Below are 17,131 nucleotides of genomic sequence, written 5' to 3' on the forward strand. Positions count from 1 at the left end.
CGCCGGCCCACCGCCTGGGAAGCCCGGCCTCGTGCCCGGCAGTGCGCCGAAGCCGTGGGGAAGCGGGGCCGGCGCAGTGGCACCCGCGCAGTGGCAGAGGCACGCGACCCGGTCCCGGATGGGGAGACCTGTCGGCGTCGGCGCGGTCCGTACGGAGAGCTCGGCGGACCAGCGCTGGGAGGCCGGGGGTTTCCTGCCGGGGACGAGAGGCGTCAGCGGGAGCGTGGGGCGTCGGTGGGAACGCGAGGCTTCGGGCAGGGAGCGCGGGGTGTCGGCGGGAGCATGGGGCGGGAACGCGAGGCTTGGGCGGGAACGCGAACGAGGCGGCGATCTGGTCGATCGCCGCCTCGTTCACCCTCGTCGCTCTGCCGATACGTCAGGTCCACAGCCCGCCGATCGCCATGGGCGAGCGGTGGCGCAGGGTGTTGTCCATCTGGATGTGCCGGGCGACGCGCTCGGCCTGGTTGCGTGTGGCGGCGATGAGAAGCGGCATCACCGACCCGGCCTCGGGCAGGCCCGCGTAGTACAGGCCCGGCAGGGTGCCCATCCCCCTGCGGTGCACCGGCAGGCCGTCCTGGTCGAGCGCCTCGGCGGGCAGGATTCCGTAGTCGGGCACGAAGCCCGTCGCCCAGATGATCGTCGTGATGCCGCCCGCGACCAGGTCCAGCGTGCCGCCGTAGTCCTTGATGAGCGAGGGGTCGTACTCGGGGGAGGGATCCGCCGCGGGAACGACCAGCCCGCGCTGCTCGATCGCCGCGTCGATGGCCTTCAGCAGCTCGCTCTCCTTGTGGGCGGCCGCCTGCGCCACGGCGCGGACGTTGTCCTCCAGCACCAGCACACCGCCCTGCGCGCCGCGGACGGAGCCGACGAGCGTGACGCCCTTCGCCGCCAGGATCGGCAGGCTCAGGTCCTGGCCGCCGTCCTTCCCGCTGAGCACCGACACGCCGGGCAGTACGGGGGAGTCACCGCGTCCACCCGACGCGGTCTCGAGGTTGCCCTCGGGCAGCAGCAGCTGCAGCCAGTCGAGGATCTGCGCGCCACGGTAACGCCGGGGCGCGGTCTTGTGTCCTCCGACCGCGAGGTACACGTCCCGGCCGGCGTCGCGGAGGTCGTCCGCGATCTGCTGGCCGCTGTTCCCCGCGCCCACGACGAGAACCGCGCCGCTCGGCAGGGACTCCGGGTTGCGGTAGTAACGCGCGTGCAGCTGGGTGACCGAGAGGTCCACGCCCGCGGCCACCTCCGGCACACGTGGCGAGGAGTACCCGCCCAGCGCCGCGACGACGTTGCGGGCCTCGACGACGTCGCCGTCGTCCAGGCGGACGCGGAAGCGCGCGCCCTCGTGGAGCGCCTCGTCGATCGGGAACTCGACCATCCGGACACTTGTGTGCTCGCGGACCTGAATGCCCATCGCGGCCACGTAGCTCCGGAGACGTCCGGCCACCTCGCGGGCCGGCATGTACCCTTCGGGATCGTCCCCGTCGTACGGCCAGTCGGGAAAGGCGACCGTCCTGTTCGGCGTGTTGACGCGCAGGCTGTCCCAGCGCTCGTTGGCCCACGCCTGGCCGATCTCGCCGCGCTCGATCACCAACGCCTGGTAGCCCAGCCGGGAGAGCGCGCCCGCGACCGAGCATCCCTGCTGACCGCCGCCTATCACTACTGTCTCGGCGAACTCCGTTCCCATCCGTCCATTCCTCTCCGCAGCGAAATCAGAACTTGGTCCCGGGCAGCACGACGACCTTCCCGGTCGCCTGGTCGTTCTCCATGTGCCGGTGCGCCTCGACGATGTCGTCGAGGGCGAAGACCCGGTCGACGTTGGGCCGGTAGACGCCGGCCTCGACCTCGCCGACGACCCGTTGCAACACCGGCGCACCGGCGGCGCCCTTGAGGCTGTCGCTGTGGAAGGCCGTGAGTCTGGTACCCGGCGGGATCATCGCGATCGGTTCGAACTCCCTGATCAGCCAGCCGCTGAGCGAGCCGGCCACGCACACCGTCCCGCCGCGGCGCACCAGTTTCAGTGAGTCCGGCACCGTGGCCGTTCCGATCAGGTCCAGGACGTAGTCCGGGCCCTCGGGCCAGACCCTGTGCACGACGTCCGCCAGTGATCCTCCGTCGTCCAGGAGCACGTGGTCGACGCCGACCGCTCTCAAGGCGTCCATCTTCTCCGTACGCCGGGTCGTGGCCGCGGTGCGGAGACCGTGGGCGGAGGCGATCGAGGCCGCCGCCATGCCGACCGACGAGGTCCCGCCGCGGATCAGCAGGCGGCCGGGCGCGCCGGGCACGACGCCCAGCGCGTCCAGCGAGCCCTGCGCGGTCAGGTACGTCTCCGGCAGCGCGGCCAGCACGTCCCAGGGCAACGTGGTGGAGATCGGCATGAGCAGCGAGTTCGGCAGCAGCGCGTACTCCGCGTATCCGCCGTCGAACTCACGGCCCATCTCGCCCATCACGGCCGCGACGGTCTGGCCGACCGGCAGCGCGTCGTCGGTCGAGTCGGCCACCGTTCCCACACACTCGATCCCGAGCACCCGCGGGAACTTCACGTTCGGCGAATGCCCCTGACGGGTCCTCAGCTCGGATCGGTTGAGACCCGCGCCCTCCACGCGGACCAGGCTCCAGCCGTCGCGGACCGGAGGCATCGGCAGTTCGCGGATCTCGAGTACCTCCGGGCCACCCGCCCGGACACAGACCGCTGCGCGCATCGTCGTGCTCATTTCGGTTCAGCCTTCGGTGAGGACCTCGAGCGACGGCGCCCAGCGCGGGATCTCACCGCGGCCGGAGGGCAGTCGCAGACTGCGAGCGTAGCTGTACTCCTGCAGCGTCTCGATGGCGTGCTCGCGGCCGTATCCGCTGGCGCCCACGCCGCCGAACGGGGTGCCGGTGAACGAGCGGTTGTAGTGGTTGACGAACACGATGCCCACGCGCAGCTCCCGGCTGAACCGCATGGCGCGCTCGGTTTCGCGGGTGAACACGCCGGCGACCAGGCCGAACTCGGTGCCGTTGGCGATGCGGACCGCCTCGGCCTCGTCCCGGAACGGGATCACGCAGACGACGGGGCCGAAGATCTCCTCCGTGGCGATGCGCATGTCCGGGGTGACGCCGGTGAACAACGTGGGCGGGACGTAGTAGCCGTCCGCCAGCTCCGGGTCGGCGGGCAGCGCCGCCTGGGCGGCGATCGTGGCGCCTTCGCGGACGCCGAGGTCGATGTAGTCCAGCACGCGCTGCCGCTGCTCCGGGGTCACGAGCGGTCCGACGTGCGTGCCGGCGTCCGCGCCGTCGCCGACCTTCAGCCGGTTCACGGCGGCCGCGAGCCGGCGGACGACCTCCTCGTAGCGGTCGACGTGGACCAGCACGCGCGAGGCGGCGGTGCAGGCCTCGCCCTGGTTGAAGTAACCGCCTTCCACCGCCCACGGCACGGCCGAGTCGAGGTCCGCGTCTTCGAAGATCACCAGGGCGTTCTTGCCGCCGAGCTCCAGCAGAGTCGGCGTCAGGTTCTCCGCGGCGGTCCGGATCACGGCCTGGCCCGTGGTGGGCGCGCCGGTGAAGGAGACCTTGCCCACGAGCTTGTGTCCGGCGAGCCGCGCCCCGACCGCACCGGTGCCGGGCACGATGTGCACGATGTCGTCCGGGAGGATGGACTGGGCGATCTCGGCGACCCGCATCACCGACAGCGGCGCCTGCTCCGGCGGCTTGATGACCACGGCGTTGCCGGCCGCGAGCGCGGGGGCGATCTTGCCGGCGGTGTGCAGCGGGGGCCAGTTGAACGGGATGATGGCGCCGATGACGCCGAAGGGCTCGCGCAGCGTGATGTCGATCATGCTGCCCGAGTCGCGCGCCTGGCTCGGGATCGCCTCGCAGAGGCCGGCGAACATCTCGAAGATGGTGGGCGCGCCTTCGAGGTCGAAGTTCCGCGCCTGGGTGAAGGGCTTGCCGTTGTCGCTGGACTCCAGCGCGGCGATCTCGTCGGCGTTCTCGCGGATCGCCTGGGCGACCTTCCACAGCCACTTGCCGCGCTCGCGCGGGGTGCGGGCCTTCCACGCGAAGTGCGCCTCGTACGCGGCGCGGACCGCCTGGTCCACCTGCTCCGCGCCCGCGCCCTGGATGACGGCCAGCGGCCTGCCGGTCGCCGGATTGTGCACCGTGAAGCGGTCCGCCTCGTCCTGCGAGGACCAGCGCGTTCGCACGATCTGAGCGGTTTCGAACGTCGTAGTCACGACAGCCTCTCTTTCAGCACCGAGGCGATCCGCTCGGCGATCACGATGGTCGGAACGTTGGTGGCCACGCGCGGCATCGCCGGGAACACCGAGGCGTCCGCGACGGTGAGTCCCTCGACGCCGTAGACGGCGCCGTCGGTGTCGACGACGGCGTCCGGATCACGGTGCGGACCCATCCGCATCGTGGAACTTCCGTGGTTGTAGTGCGCCGGCGCGCGCCGGACCGCGTCCGCGAGCTCCTCGTCGCTCACGCCCGGACCCGGCACCCGCTCGTCCACCAGCAGGTCGGCGAGCGGCTGGGTGCGCGCGATCCTGCGGGCGATGCGCACGGCGTCGGCGACCCGTTCGGCGTCGTCGGCGACCGTGTAGAGCCCGAGATCGATGATCGGCGCGTCCTCCGGGTCGCGTGAGGCGAGCCGCACGGTGCCCCGCGAACGGGGCTGGACGCAGGAGACGAAGAAGACCATGTCCCAGCCGGTCGGGTGGTTCTCGACCGGAGGAACGATCATGGCGGGCAGGCTCCGGGTCGGCACCGCCGCCGAAGGCAGGATCTGCACGTCGTAGTCCGGCTCGCCCGGTCCCGCGGCGACGCTGAGCACGCTGCCGAACATCTGCCGCGCGCCGTCCCGCGGCGGCTTCGCGACGTGGATGTTCCAGAAGGCGGGGTGTTCGGTGAGGTTGCGCCCCACACCTGGGAGGTCGGCCAGCACGTCGATGCCGTGCGCCGCGAGCTCGGCGCGGTCTCCGACGCCGGAACGCATGGCGATGAGCGGGGTGCTGTAGGCGCCGGCGCTGAGCACGACGTGCCTGGCGTCGATCTCCTCTCCGGAGGCGAGCCGGACCCCGCAGGCCCGGTCGCCCCGGAAGAGCACCCGGTCGACCGGCGCGTCGCCGCGCACCCGCAGGTTCGGCCGCTGGCGGACCGGGTTGAGGTAACCGACGGCCGTGCTCAGCCGCAGGCCGTCGGCCGCGCTGAGCGGAGTGTGCGCGAAGCCCGGCGCGCCCGGCGCGTTGAAGTCGCCGACCGTCGGATATCCGAGCCGTGCGCTCGCCTCTCCCATCGCCGCGACGTGCGGGCCCAGGTCCGCCGCCGTGCTCAGTGTGATGCGGTACGGCCCGCCGAGGCCGTGGAACTTCTCCTCGCCGTACGGGTAGTGCTCCATCTTCTTGTAGAAGGGGAGCATCTCCGGGTAGCCCCATTCGGGCCCGGCCAGGTCCGCCCACGCGTCGTGATCGGACGGCCGGGCGCGCATCGCCACGCAGACGTTGACGGAGGAGGATCCGCCGATGATCCGGCCGCGGGGGACCGGCACCTCGTTGCCGAACTCGTCCGGGACCGATCGATAACCCCAGTCGTAGGAGTACGGCGCGTAGTGGGCGTCGGCGACCTCCGCCGGCAGTTCCTCGACGGTCGCGAAATCGGGTCCGGCCTCCAGGAGCAGGACGGACAGCCGTGGATCCGCGCTCAGCCGGTTGGCGAGGACGCAGCCGGCGGATCCGCCGCCGATGACGATGACGTCGTAGGTCATGATCACTCCTCCGTCGACGCGGTCCTACACGTACCGGGGGCGGCCGACGACGAACCCGAGGACCAGGTCGACGGCGAAGACCACGGTGAGCATGACCATCGGGACGGCCCAGCCGCCCGTGGAGCCGTGCAGCACGCCGAACAGGAACGGGCCGCCGATGGCGATCAGGTAGCCGAAGCCCTGCGACATGGCCGAGATCCCGGCGGTCTCGGCCGCGGTGCGGGTGCGCAGCGCGAACAGGCCCAGCGCGATCGGGAACACGCCCATGCCCGCCCCCCACAGGAGCGACCACAGCCACGGCACCGACGTCGGCGAGACGAGCATGCCGATCGTGCCAACGATCTCCAGGCCCACGAGCCCGGCGATCCACCAGGACTGGCTGCGGCTGCGCATCGCGGCCGGCACGACCACCATCGTGACGGGCAGGGCGGCCGCGACCAGCAGGGCGAGCAGCAGACCCGACTCCTGCTTGCTGATGCCCGCGCCGGTGAACACGTTCGCGGCCCAGCCCATCAGGACGTAGGAGCCCGCCGCCTGCAGCCCGAAGAACCCGGTGATCAGCCACGCGAGCGGGCTGCGCAGCAGCAGCGTGCGCTCCGCCGGCGCGGCCGGGCTCGCGCCGAGCAGGCCGGTGCGGCGCGTTCCGGCGATCCAGACCAGCAGCGCGCCGATGGACAGCAGCGACCACGCGGCCAGGGTGACCCGCCACCCGCCGATCTGTTCCTGCAGCCAGGGGGTCGCCGCGGCGCCCACCCCGCCGCCGACCATCAGGGCCACGGTGTAGACCGTGGTCATCAGCGGGATCCGCTGGGGGAACGCCTGCTTGACCACGACCGGGATGAGCACGTTGCCGATGGCGATGCCGGACGCCGCGACGAACGTGCCGGCCAGCATCACCCACGGGCCGCCCACGACCCGCAGCAGCAGTCCGGCGGTGAGCACGACCAGACCGGCGCCGACCGCCCGGGCCAGGCCGAGCTTGCGGGCCGCCAGCGGTGCCGCCGCGGCGGCGATGCCGAAGCAGAGGGTGGGTACGGCGGTCAGCACGCTCGCCCAGAGCAGGGAGGCGCCGAGCGACCGGCGTACCTCGTCGAGCAGCGGGCCGACGGTGGTGATGGCGGGACGCAGGTTCGCCGCCGCCAGGGCGACGCCCACCATCAGTAGCGGCGTCCCGACCATGGCGGCGTTCCTCTCGACCGCCACCGGCGCGACTTCTTGTTCCTGCGTAGTCACAGTGTTGCCTCCTTCACTCGCGATACGTCCCATTGCAGGTGGAGCTCGTCGAATCCACGCGCGATGACCAGCCGTTCCCGGCTGCGCGAGTTCGCGGGCCCCAGACGCAGTCCGGGCAGGCGGTCGAACAGCAGTGGAATGGCGATCTGCAGCTGGAGCCGGGCCAGCCCGGCGCCGAGGCAGGTGTGGATGCCGCGGCCGAAGGCCAGCATGTTGCGGCCGGCCCTCGGCCTGATGTCGAACATGTCCGGGTCGGCGAGCACACGCTCGTCCCGGTTCGCGGCGCCGAAGTGCACCATCACGCGGTCGCCGGGCCGCAGCCGGCGGCCGGCGAGCTCGGTCTCCGCCGTGACGGTGCGGAAGAGGCCCTGGACCGGAGACTCGAACCGCAGGATCTCCTCGACCATCGCCGCGGGTGTCACCTCGCCCTCGCGCAACGCCGCGAGCTGAGCCGGATTCTCCAGCAGGCTCACCAGGCCGTTGCCGATGGAGCGGGTGACCGTGACGTGCCCCGCGATGATCAGGTTCATCACGATGCGCATGAGCTCGACGTTGTCGAGGCCGTTCTCGCCGTGGTCGGCCGCGAGCGACGCGATGAGCCCGTCGCCGGCCCGCCCCGGGTCCAGCAGCATCCCCATCACGTAGTTCTGCATGGCGATGACGTCGCGGGCGCAGGCGGCCCGCTCCGCCACGTCGCCGCCGCCGACGGACAGCTTCAGCCAGCTGTGGCTCCACTGCCGCAGCAGCGGCACGTCGCCGGCCGGGACGCCGAGGATCCGCGCCATGACGGACAGCGGCAGCGGCCACGCGTAGTTCTCGATGATGTCGGTGGAACCGGCGGCGGCGAACCGTCCGATCAGCTCCTCGCCGGTCGCCCTGATGAAGGGTTCGAGCTCGGCCACCCGCCGCGGCGTGAAGACCCGGTTCACCGCCACGCGCAGCCGGGTGTGCTCCTCACCGTCGCTCTCGGTGAGATTGGGCGTCAGCGACCAGCCTTCGGCCAGGATCTGCTTGACCTCGTCGGCCTCCGGCCCCGCGGTCGCCTTCACCGCGCTCTCGGATGAGTACGTCTCCGGATCGTGGGCCACGCGTACGACGTCTTCATGCCGCGTGACGACGAAGACATCCAGATTCTCGTCATGGAATACAGGGCATCGATCGCGCATCTGCGTGTACGTCGGATACGGGTCGGCCAGTTGGCTGTCAGATGTGGGGTCGAATGTCGGCATAGTCATCGGGGTCGCTCCGCTTGGTGGCTTCTCGTCCGGCGGGCACTGCTCGTCCGGGCACTGCTCGTCCGGGGTGCTGGGCCGGCCGGTGGGGGGACCGGCCGGCCCAGTCGCGGGGTGCGGTTCAGTCGGCCGCGGCCAGCGCGGGCACGTGGGCACTCAGCTGTCTGCGATCGGTGGCCCACAGGGGGGTGCTGTGCATCTCGGGCACCGCGGGTTCGTGGACAAAGGTGTCGTGCACGCTCTGGGTCGCCTCGGCCAGGCCGCTCTCCCCGGTCAGCACGCTGAGCCTGTTGGACGTGACGAGCAGATCGGTGCGCGCGGCGCCGACCGACCGCAGTGCTTCGAGCAGTCGCAGCGGCGAGCCGGGCAGCTGGCCTATTCCGAGGCCGACGACCGAGAGCCGGGCCAGGTTGGAGGTCCAGTGCACCTCGTCCAGGCGGCTGCCCCGGTAGGCCTCGGCCAGCAGCCCGCGCGCCTCCTCCACGCTCTCCGCGGGCAGGGTGATCGCGAGGTCGCCGGCGTCCTCCGTTCCGAGACTGCCGTAGCGGCGCAGTTCGACCTCGATCTCGCGTTCGGCGAGTCCGCGCAGGATCCGCACCGCGTGGTCCGCGGTGATCTGGCGCAGCACGCAGCGCACGAGACCGGTCTTGGTGGCCACCCCCGCGATCGCGGGGACCTCGCCGAGCGCGGCCGGCGTCCAGGAGTCGCCGGACACCGCCATCGCGGCGGTGCGGCGGCGATATCCGACCCAGGTCTCCGGGCCGCAGGCGGTGTGGTTGGACCGCACCTTCAGGTCGACGCCGTGGGTCCGCGCGTAGTCCACGGAGTCCGCGGCGAGCACCTTGGCTCCGCTCACCGCGAGCTCGGCCATCTCCTCGTAGAGCAGGGCGGTGTGGCGCCGGGCGCCGTCGACCTTCCTGGGGTCGGCGGTGTAGACCCCCGCGACATCGGTGACGATCTCGCAGTGGTCCGCGCCGAGCGCCGCCGCCAGCGCCACGCCGGTGGTGTCCGAGCCGCCGCGGCCCAGGGTGGTGCAGGGCCCTCCGGCACCCGCCTCACCCTGGAAGCCCGCGACGACGGGGATCGCTCCCTTGCGGAGATCCTCCTTGAGCCTCCGCGGATCCACCTGCTGGATCGTCGCCCGGCCGTGGCGGTCGTCCGTACGGATTCCCGCCTGGGCGCCGCTGAACGACCTGCTGGGTGCGCCCTGGCGGTTCAGCGCCATCGACAGCAGCGCGGCGGACACGGCCTCGCCCGTGCTGAGCAGGGCGTCGAGCTGGGCGGGATCCGGCCGGTCGGACACCGAGGAGGCCAGTTGCAGCAGCCTGTCGGTGGTGCCGCCCATGGCGGACACGACCGCGACGACCTCGTGCCCGTCCGCCCGCGCCGCGAGGATCTGCCGTGCCGCCTCGAAGACCTTCTCGGGCGTGGCGACCGAGGTTCCGCCGTACTTTTGCACAATGAGCGCCATCTCACGCACTCTCTTCCTTCGGAGCGGAGCCGGCTCGGGCCTTACTGCTCGTGCAGGAACTCACGGATCGCGTATCCGACGTGCCGCTGGTCGGTCATGGTGTGCCCGAGGATGTGGTCGCCGGGGCGCAGCTCGGTGAAGTTGTGGACGCTGCCGCCGGCGCCGAGGGCGCGCACGTGCCAGTCGTCCTGGCCGACCATGTTCACGACGTCGCCGGACGCGGTGCGGGCCTCGATCTGCAGCATCGGGCGGGTCTCCATCTTGATCCGGCACACGATCACCCGGCGCACGCCGCCGTTGGTGTTGACGGCCAGGATCTCCGAGCCGCAGCGCAGCTCGGACAGGTAGCGGGTGCGGTTGCCGGGCGTCAGGGTGTAGGAGCTGAGGGCGGCCGCGTTCACCCGGAAGGGGCGGGTCGGCATGTACGGCAGCGGGTGGGTCTCGCTGCTGACCAGCATCAGGCCGGTCGAGTACGAGCCGACCAGGATGCCCTCGTTGGGCTGCATGTGGGAGCAGGTGTCCACGCACACCCGGTCACCGAGCCCCAGGTGCGTGAGCTTGACGATCTCCAGCGGCTCCAGCTCCAGCGTCTCGGCCTCGCCCTGGCACACGCGCACCAGCTCGGAGGCGTCGCCGACCCGCCGCGGGGCGAGCAGCACCGCGTCGGAGCCGCGCTCCAGGACGCCGATGGTGACCATCGCGTCCTCGACGTCCTCGACCACGGTGACGATCGAGCCCTTGGCCTTGTCGGCGGCCGCCAGCAGGATCTCCAGCGGGATCTTGCTCGGGTCCTGGCGGAACTCGACCAGGGTCAGCTCCGCCTCGTTCGCGATCCTGCAGGCGAGCTGCAGCGTCTCCTCACCCAGCACCTTGACCAGGACGCCGGTGCGCAGGCCGGGCCGGACGCCCTCGAACTTCTCGGCGATGCTGTGGTCGGCGATCAGGATGTCGACCACGCCGACGAGCTGGTCGATCAGGGTCGTGGGGGTCTCGCCGGTGACGACGGCGGCCTTCTCCAGGGTCGGCGGGACCTTCGCGGCGAGCTCGGGGTCGTCCAGCACGACGGCGCCGATGCCGAGATGTGTGCTCTCTTCGATGACGGCGGTGGCGAGTTCGGAGGAGAGGCCGCGGAGGTCGATCCACGCTGTTTTCATGTTCGCACCTTCGGTCGTTAGTCGGTCGTGAGCGGGTGGTGCCTGTCAGGCCACTGTCGCGCCGGCCAGGGCCAGGTCCAGGGGAGTCAGGGTCTTGCGGGAGCCGAGTCCGGCGTGGACTCGCTGGGCGACCGACCGGGCCAGCTTCCCGGGGTCGGTGGCGCGGAATATGTTGCGGCCGACCGCGACTCCGAGCACGCCGGACTCCATCACGCGGTCGATCAGGGTGAGGAAGGCGTCGGTGTCGCCGACCACGCCGCCGCCGGCGGTCACCACCGGGATCGGGCTCGCCTCCACGACCTCGCGCATCGTGACGGGCGAGCCGGTGAACGGGAGCTTCACGATGTCGGCGCCGAGGTCCGCCGCGACGTTAGCCGCGTGCGCCAGCAACGTGGGATCGGCCGGGTCCGCGATGCGGGGGCCGCGCGGGTAGATCATCGCGAGCAGCGGGACGCCCCAGCGTGCGCACTGGTCGGCGACCAGGCCGAAGTCGGCCAGCTGCTCGGCCTCGTTGCTCGACCCGAGGTTGATGTGCACGCTGACACCGTCCGCGCCCAGCGCCACGGCCTCGGCCACGGCGCCCACCAGGGTCTTCGCGTCAGCGTCCGGCGCGTGCCTGGTGCTGCCGCTCAGGTGCACGATCAGGGCCAGCCGCCCGAGCAGCTCGGTGGGAAGGAAACGGACCCGGCCCTTGTGGACGACGATCCCGTCCACGCCGTTCGCGGCCATCGCCGTGACCAGCCCGGTGAAATCGGCGGCGGACGACACCGGCCCGTCCGCCAGTGAATGATCGAGCGGAACCAGGAACGCCGTCCCGGAAGCCGAGTGCAGAATCCGCTGGGTCCGTAGGTTCTTTCCAGACCAACCGTACGCTTCTGCCATCTCTTGACACCCCATTTCCAGTTCGGGAATTCATTTGGAGCCGGCGGCCGCGCACCGTCGCTCTGCCAGGCGTTTCGCGAGTTCCTGCCAGGCCTGCCCGCTCGCCTCCGCGAGTTCCGCGACGAATTCGACGCAGTGGTCCGGCAGGTCGCCGACGAGGCGTTCCCGCGTCCGCGCGTCCATCTCGGCCACCGCCAGAACGCTCAGCAGCAGCCGGCCGGACTCGTTGAACCGCAGCGACGGGTCGGAGCGGAGCGCGCGCAGCATCGCGCCCGTCCGGTCCGGCCCGGCGGGCCGCGGAGTGGCGCCCCGAGCGCGTCGTGGATCGGGGTTCTGCTTGGGCGACGCGGCTCGCTGCTCCGCGGCCCGCTGTTCCGGGATCAGCGCCGTGGCCTGCTCGTTCAGTTGCATCCGCACGGCCCGTACGGTGCCCGGGGACACCCCGGCCGCCGCGCTCACGGTGCGCAGCGAGGAGGTGGGATCGCGCAGCAGGATCTCCCTGGCGCGCTCGCGCCCGGAGGCCGCGCTGACCGGGCGCACCCGGCCGTCCCGGCCGATCCTGACCTCGGCCACCGGCGCTCCGCACTGGCCGCGCAGCGCGCCGACGGTCTTGGGCGAGAGCCCCACGACCTCGGCCACCGCCCGGTTCGACCAGCCCGGGTGCTCGCGGAGGATGCGCAGCACGGCCGATTTCCGGTCGGCCAGCGAGAGCGGCAGCCCGTGCCGCACGTTCAGCCGCACCGCCAGCACGAAGGCGCCGGCGTCGTCGCCGTCGAAGTAGCGGGCTCGGATCGCCCGCTCTCCGCGCAACTGCGCGGCGCGCACCCGGTGCATCCCGTCGATCACCCGGTTGGTGCCCCGCTGCACGACGATCGGCGGCAACTCGGCCTCCGGCTCCAGCTCCGCGAGAGCCAGCGCGTGATCGGCGTCCTCTCCCGCGGATCGGGGTGAGCCCCTCAGGACGAGCTCGGCGATCGAGATCCACTCGACGTCGGAGCCGATGTCCGTCTCCCGCTCGCAATTGATCGCATCCCCGCTTACCACGTGACTCACCCCTCGTCATCAGCGGGCCTGGCGTGTCCTTGAGAGCACTCTGTCGCAAAATCATACCTTACACAAGGTATTTTTTTATAAATGGCCTTTCACCTGCGATTACACGCAATGACTGCTCATGATCATACCTTTACTACGGTATGTTTCTGACTGTGCAAGCGAGGATCGTCCCCGGTTGCACAAGGCCGCCAGGAGCTGCGCCGGCCGCCCGCACGTACAAGAGGTCTCGGTCGTCTGAAGGGGTAACCATGGGGAACGACCTGCGAGCTGACACCACCCGCGCCCGACTCGAGGCGAACCGGAACCGGCGCGTCGAGATGCTGCGGGCCGAGCCGGAGCTCGCGGACCGGATGCCGCTGCGCGAAGTCTTCGAGAGCGCCGCGGAGCCCGGACTGCGGCTTGCCGAGATCGTCAAGCGCACCTTGACGGGATACGGCGACCGGCCCGCGCTCGCCGAACGCGCCAAGGAGTTCGTCTCCGTGGCCGGACGCACCGAGCTGCGGCGACTGCCCAGGTTCGACACCGTCTCCTACGGCGAGCTGTGGTCCCGGCTGAGCGCCGTCGCCGCCGACTGGTACCACCACGGCGAGCACCCGCTGCGCGCCGGGGACTTCGTGGCGATCCTGGGCTTCGCCGGCGTCGACTACACCACCGTGGACCTGGCGTGCGGTCAGGTCGGCGCGGTCGCCGTGCCGCTGCACAACACCGCCACGGTCGCCCACATCCGCCACCTGGTCGGCGAGGCCGCTCCGCGCGTCTTCGCCACGAGCGCGGAGCGGCTGGGCACCGTGCTCGAAGCGCTGGCCGGGGAGACGTCCGTCGTCCGGCTGATCGTGTTCGACCACTGTCCCCAGCTCGCCGAGCACCGGGAGAGCGTGGCGGACGCGCGCCGGCTGCTGGCCGAGACCGGCTCGCCGATTTCGCTGGAGCTGCTGTCGCGCGTCATCGAGCGCGGGAGTGCGCTGCCGCCCGCGCCGGACCTGCCGCCGGTCGACGACGCGGGAGAGGTGCTGTCCTCACTGATCTACACCTCCGGCAGCACGGGCACTCCGAAGGGCGTCATCTTCCCGGAGTCGACCGTCTCTCTGATGTGGCGGCCGCCCGAGCAGCGTCACCCGATGATCACAGCCAACTTCCTGCCGCAGAGCCATCTCGTCGCCAGGCGGCTCGTGATCAAGACGCTCGCACTGGGCGGCACCGCGTACTTCGTGGCCGACAGCAATCTCTCGACGCTGCTGGAGGACCTCGCGCTGATCCGGCCGACGGAGTTCGCCATGGTGCCGCGCGTCTGCGAGCTGCTCCACCAGAGCTATCTGAGCCTGCTGGACCAGTGGAACGCCGAGGAGCTGCGGCGGCATTTCCGGGACGTTGTTCTCGGCGGCCGTGTCATCCACACCCCCTGCGGCTCCGCCCCGCTCGCGCCGGAGCTGGCCGCTTTCGTCGAGTCCTGCCTGGACGTTCCGTTCTTCGACAGCTACGGCACCACCGAGACCGGGCTCGTCATGCTGGACCACCGCGTGCAGCGGGCGTTCGTGCTCGACTACAAGCTCGTCGACGTGCCCGAACTCGGGTACTACACCACCGACACGCCGTATCCGCGGGGCGAGCTGCTGGTCAGGACCAAGCTGATCACCCCCGGCTACTACCGGCGCCCGGACGTCACCGCGGAGGCCTTCGACGACGACGGCTACTACCGCACCGGCGACATCATGGCCGAGGTCGAGCCCGACCGGCTGTACTACCTCGACCGGCGCAAGAACGTGCTCAAGCTGTCCCAGGGAGAGTTCGTGGCGCTGGCGAAACTGGAGGCGGTCTATGTCGCCAGTCCGCTGCTGCAGCAGATCTTCCTGTACGGCAACAGCTCCCGCCCGTACCTGCTCGCCGTGGTGGTGCCGACCGCCGAGGCGCTCGACCAGGCGTCCGACGAGGCGGCGCTGAAGGCGGCGATCCACGAGTCGCTGCAGCACATCGCGAAGCGTGCCGACCTCAAGCCGTACGAGATCCCGCGCGATCTGCTCGTCGAGACGGTGCCGTTCAGCCAGGAGAACGGACTGCTGTCCGACTCGACCAAGCAACTGCGTCCGCGGTTGAAGGAGCACTACGGCGAACGGCTGGAGCGGCGTTACGCCGAGCTGGCCGAGGAGCAGATCGACGGCCTGCGCGGTCTGCGGCACGACGAGAACCGCCCGGTCGTGGAGACGGTCGGCCGTGCCGTGCGGGCGCTGCTCGGGGCGTCCGCCGGCGAGCCGGGCCCGGGGACGCGCTTCACCGACATGGGTGGAGACTCACTGACCGCGCTGTCGCTCTCGAACCTGCTCAAGGAGATCTTCGGCACCGAGGTCCCGGTCGGGACGCTGCTCGGCCCGGCCAACAGCCTTGGCGAGATCGCCGGCCAGATCGAGCGGCTACGTGATCCGTCGGCGCAGCGGGCCACGTTCGCCGGTGTGCACGGCGACCAGGCCACCGCGGCGCGGGCCGGGGACCTCGTGCTCGCCAGGTTCATCGACGAGGCGACGCTGACCGCGGCCACGGCCCTTCCCCAGCCGACCGGCGCTCCGACCACGGTGCTGCTCACCGGAGCCAACGGCTATCTCGGCCGTTTCCTGTGCCTGGAGCTGCTGCAGTCGCTGGCCAGCGGCGGCGGCACACTGATCTGTCTCGTGCGCGGCGCCGACGACGCGGCCGCTCGCACGCGGCTGGAGGACTCGCTGGACAGCGGGGACGTCGAGCTCAAGCGCCGGTTCGCCGAGCTGGCCGGCGCCGGCGCGTTGCAGGTGCTGGCCGGCGACGTCGGCGCGCCGAACCTGGGCCTGTCCGAGCGGACCTGGCAGCGCCTGGCCGCGACGGTGGACGCCGTCGTGCACGCGGCCGCGCTGGTGAACCACGTGCTGCCGTACCGCCAGCTGTTCGGCCCCAACGTCGCCGGCACGGCCGAGGTCGTCCGGCTGGCCGTCACCACCCGGCTGAAGCCGGTCGGCTTCCTGTCCTCCGTGGCAGTCGCGTCGCACGGAACCGGCATGGACGAGGGCGCCGACATCCGCGTGGCCAGTCCCGTGCGGCCGATCGACGAGAGCCACGCCAACGGCTACGCCACCAGCAAGTGGGCGGGCGAGGTGCTGCTCCGCGAGGCGCACGACCTGTGCGGGCTGCCGGTGACCGTGTTCCGTTCGGGCATGATCCTGGCGCACGGCCGTCACACCGGGCAGCTGAACGTGCCGGACGCGTTCACCCGTCTGGTGCTGAGCCTGATCGCCACCGGAATCGCGCCCGGGTCGTTCTATCGCGGCGGTGACGCGAGCCGGGCCCACTACGACGGCCTGCCCGGGGACTTCGTCGCCGCCTCGGTGGCCGCCCTGGGAAGCGGCGCGGCCGGATATCGCACGTTCAACGTGGTCAACCCGCACGACGACGGAATCTCACTGGACACCGTCGTCGACTGGCTGGCCGATTCCGGGATCGCGATCCGCCGCGTCGGGGACTACCAGGAGTGGCGCGAGCGGTTCGAGGCCGCGCTGCGAGAGCTGCCGGACAAGCAGCGACAGCACTCGCTCCTCCCGCTGATGCGCGCCTGGCGGGAGCCCGCGACGCCCCGGGCCGGGTCGGCGTTTCCCGCCGAACGGTTCCAGGAAGCCGTGGGGGACATTCCGCACCTGTCCCGGGCGCTGATCGAGAAGTACGTGTCGGATCTACGGCACCTGAGCCTCCTCTAGGCGGGCAGCACGGGCCAGCCGTGGCGTCTCGCCCACGAGGCCAGCACCGGGTCGTCGCCGACGACCCTCGGACTGCCGACGAACGTCAGCAGGTCCAGGTCGCTGGAGTGGTCGCCGTACGCGAAGCAGACGGCGGGGCTGACTCCGAGACTCCGGAGCAGCTCCGCGGCGGCCTCGGACTTGGCGGGGCCGATCATCGATCTGGCCACCTCGCCGGTCAGCAGTCCGTCGCCACCGACGACGAGCTCCGTGCACAGCACCTCGTCGCCACCCACGTCCGCGGCCAGCGGTTCGAGCACCGCCCGGCACGAGCCGGAGACCAGCACCACCAGGTCTCCGGCCGCTCGATGTCCGGCCAGCGCCGCCGCGGTGGAGCCCACGAAGGCGTCAGGCCGCTGACGATGCCGCGCGTACCAGCGACTGCCCGCCTCCGCCAGCGTCGCGCTGGGGACGCCGGCGAAGAGCCGGTAGTAGGCGCGGTTCGCGGCCGCCCTGCCCTCCCGCTCAGCCACCGCCCCCAGCTCGGCCACGGCGCCGCGGAAGGCCGCGTCATCGCGGCCCAGCCAGTGCCGCAGGAACTCGACCATGCTCTTCCCGGCCAGCAGCGTCTCGTCCACATCGAAGAAGGCCACCCGAAGGGGAACGCTCAGGCTTTTCAC

General features: G+C 71.4%; 12 protein-coding genes. 1 reads left to right on the top strand and 11 read right to left on the bottom strand.

Annotated elements, in window-relative coordinates:
• Nucleotides 1-376 precede the first annotated feature (376 nt).
• The 10 genes from HHX40_RS29685 to HHX40_RS29730 all read right to left on the bottom strand — a co-directional run bounded on the left by HHX40_RS29685 (nt 377) and on the right by HHX40_RS29730 (nt 12,753).
• A complete protein-coding gene (locus HHX40_RS29685; protein ID WP_182883229.1) occupies nt 377-1,681 on the bottom strand; it encodes a flavin-containing monooxygenase in 1,305 nt (434 codons plus the stop codon).
• A 25-nt stretch (nt 1,682-1,706) separates the two neighbouring features.
• The gene (locus HHX40_RS29690) at nt 1,707-2,696 is read right to left on the bottom strand and encodes a zinc-binding dehydrogenase (protein ID WP_220499743.1); all 990 of its coding nucleotides are present in this window, start codon (nt 2,694-2,696) and stop codon (nt 1,707-1,709) included.
• Nucleotides 2,697-2,714: 18 nt separating this feature from the next.
• Nucleotides 2,715-4,208 carry an aldehyde dehydrogenase family protein gene (locus tag HHX40_RS29695; RefSeq protein ID WP_220499744.1) on the bottom strand — a complete coding sequence of 498 codons (1,494 nt, stop codon included), beginning with the start codon at nt 4,206-4,208 and terminating at the stop codon, nt 2,715-2,717.
• Complete coding sequence (locus HHX40_RS29700; RefSeq protein WP_182883231.1) at nt 4,205-5,737, bottom strand: GMC family oxidoreductase; 1,533 nt, start codon at nt 5,735-5,737, stop codon at nt 4,205-4,207. Before HHX40_RS29700 ends, HHX40_RS29695 begins: the two co-directional genes overlap by 4 nt.
• Nucleotides 5,738-5,761: 24 nt before the next feature.
• On the bottom strand, nt 5,762-6,970 hold the full coding sequence (locus tag HHX40_RS29705; RefSeq protein ID WP_208868463.1) for an MFS transporter: 1,209 nt from the start codon (nt 6,968-6,970) through the stop codon (nt 5,762-5,764).
• Nucleotides 6,967-8,205, bottom strand: coding sequence for a cytochrome P450 (locus HHX40_RS29710; protein ID WP_182883232.1), 1,239 nt, complete (start codon nt 8,203-8,205; stop codon nt 6,967-6,969). The genes HHX40_RS29705 and HHX40_RS29710 overlap by 4 nt, the downstream gene beginning before the upstream one ends.
• 118 nt (nt 8,206-8,323) lie before the next feature.
• Nucleotides 8,324-9,673, bottom strand: a complete 1,350-nt coding sequence (locus HHX40_RS29715) for an aspartate kinase (RefSeq protein WP_182883233.1) — start codon at nt 9,671-9,673, stop codon at nt 8,324-8,326.
• 41 nt (nt 9,674-9,714) lie between these two features.
• Nucleotides 9,715-10,827: a 3-dehydroquinate synthase II family protein gene (locus tag HHX40_RS29720; protein WP_182883234.1), complete on the bottom strand. Its 1,113-nt coding sequence runs from the start codon at nt 10,825-10,827 to the stop codon at nt 9,715-9,717.
• Nucleotides 10,828-10,872: 45 nt separating this feature from the next.
• A complete protein-coding gene (locus HHX40_RS29725; RefSeq protein WP_310738343.1) occupies nt 10,873-11,724 on the bottom strand; it encodes a 2-amino-3,7-dideoxy-D-threo-hept-6-ulosonate synthase in 852 nt (283 codons plus the stop codon).
• Between the two features lie 15 nt (nt 11,725-11,739).
• Entirely contained in the window at nt 11,740-12,753 is a 1,014-nt protein-coding gene (locus HHX40_RS29730) for a ParB and winged helix-turn-helix domain-containing protein (RefSeq protein ID WP_167521553.1), read from the bottom strand.
• Nucleotides 12,754-13,010: 257 nt separating this feature from the next.
• On the opposite strand from HHX40_RS29730, the gene car reads away from it, so the two are divergent.
• Nucleotides 13,011-16,472 carry a carboxylic acid reductase gene (gene car, locus HHX40_RS29735; RefSeq protein ID WP_220499745.1) on the top strand — a complete coding sequence of 1,154 codons (3,462 nt, stop codon included), beginning with the start codon at nt 13,011-13,013 and terminating at the stop codon, nt 16,470-16,472.
• Here the strand turns inward: car and HHX40_RS29740 are convergent.
• Entirely contained in the window at nt 16,469-17,131 is a 663-nt protein-coding gene (locus HHX40_RS29740; RefSeq protein WP_220499746.1) for an HAD family hydrolase, read from the bottom strand. The two genes, car and HHX40_RS29740, sit on opposite strands and share 4 nt — an antisense overlap.

The organism is Microbispora sp. H10949 (assembly GCF_014161435.1).
Classification (GTDB): Bacteria; Actinomycetota; Actinomycetes; order Streptosporangiales; family Streptosporangiaceae; genus Microbispora; species Microbispora triticiradicis.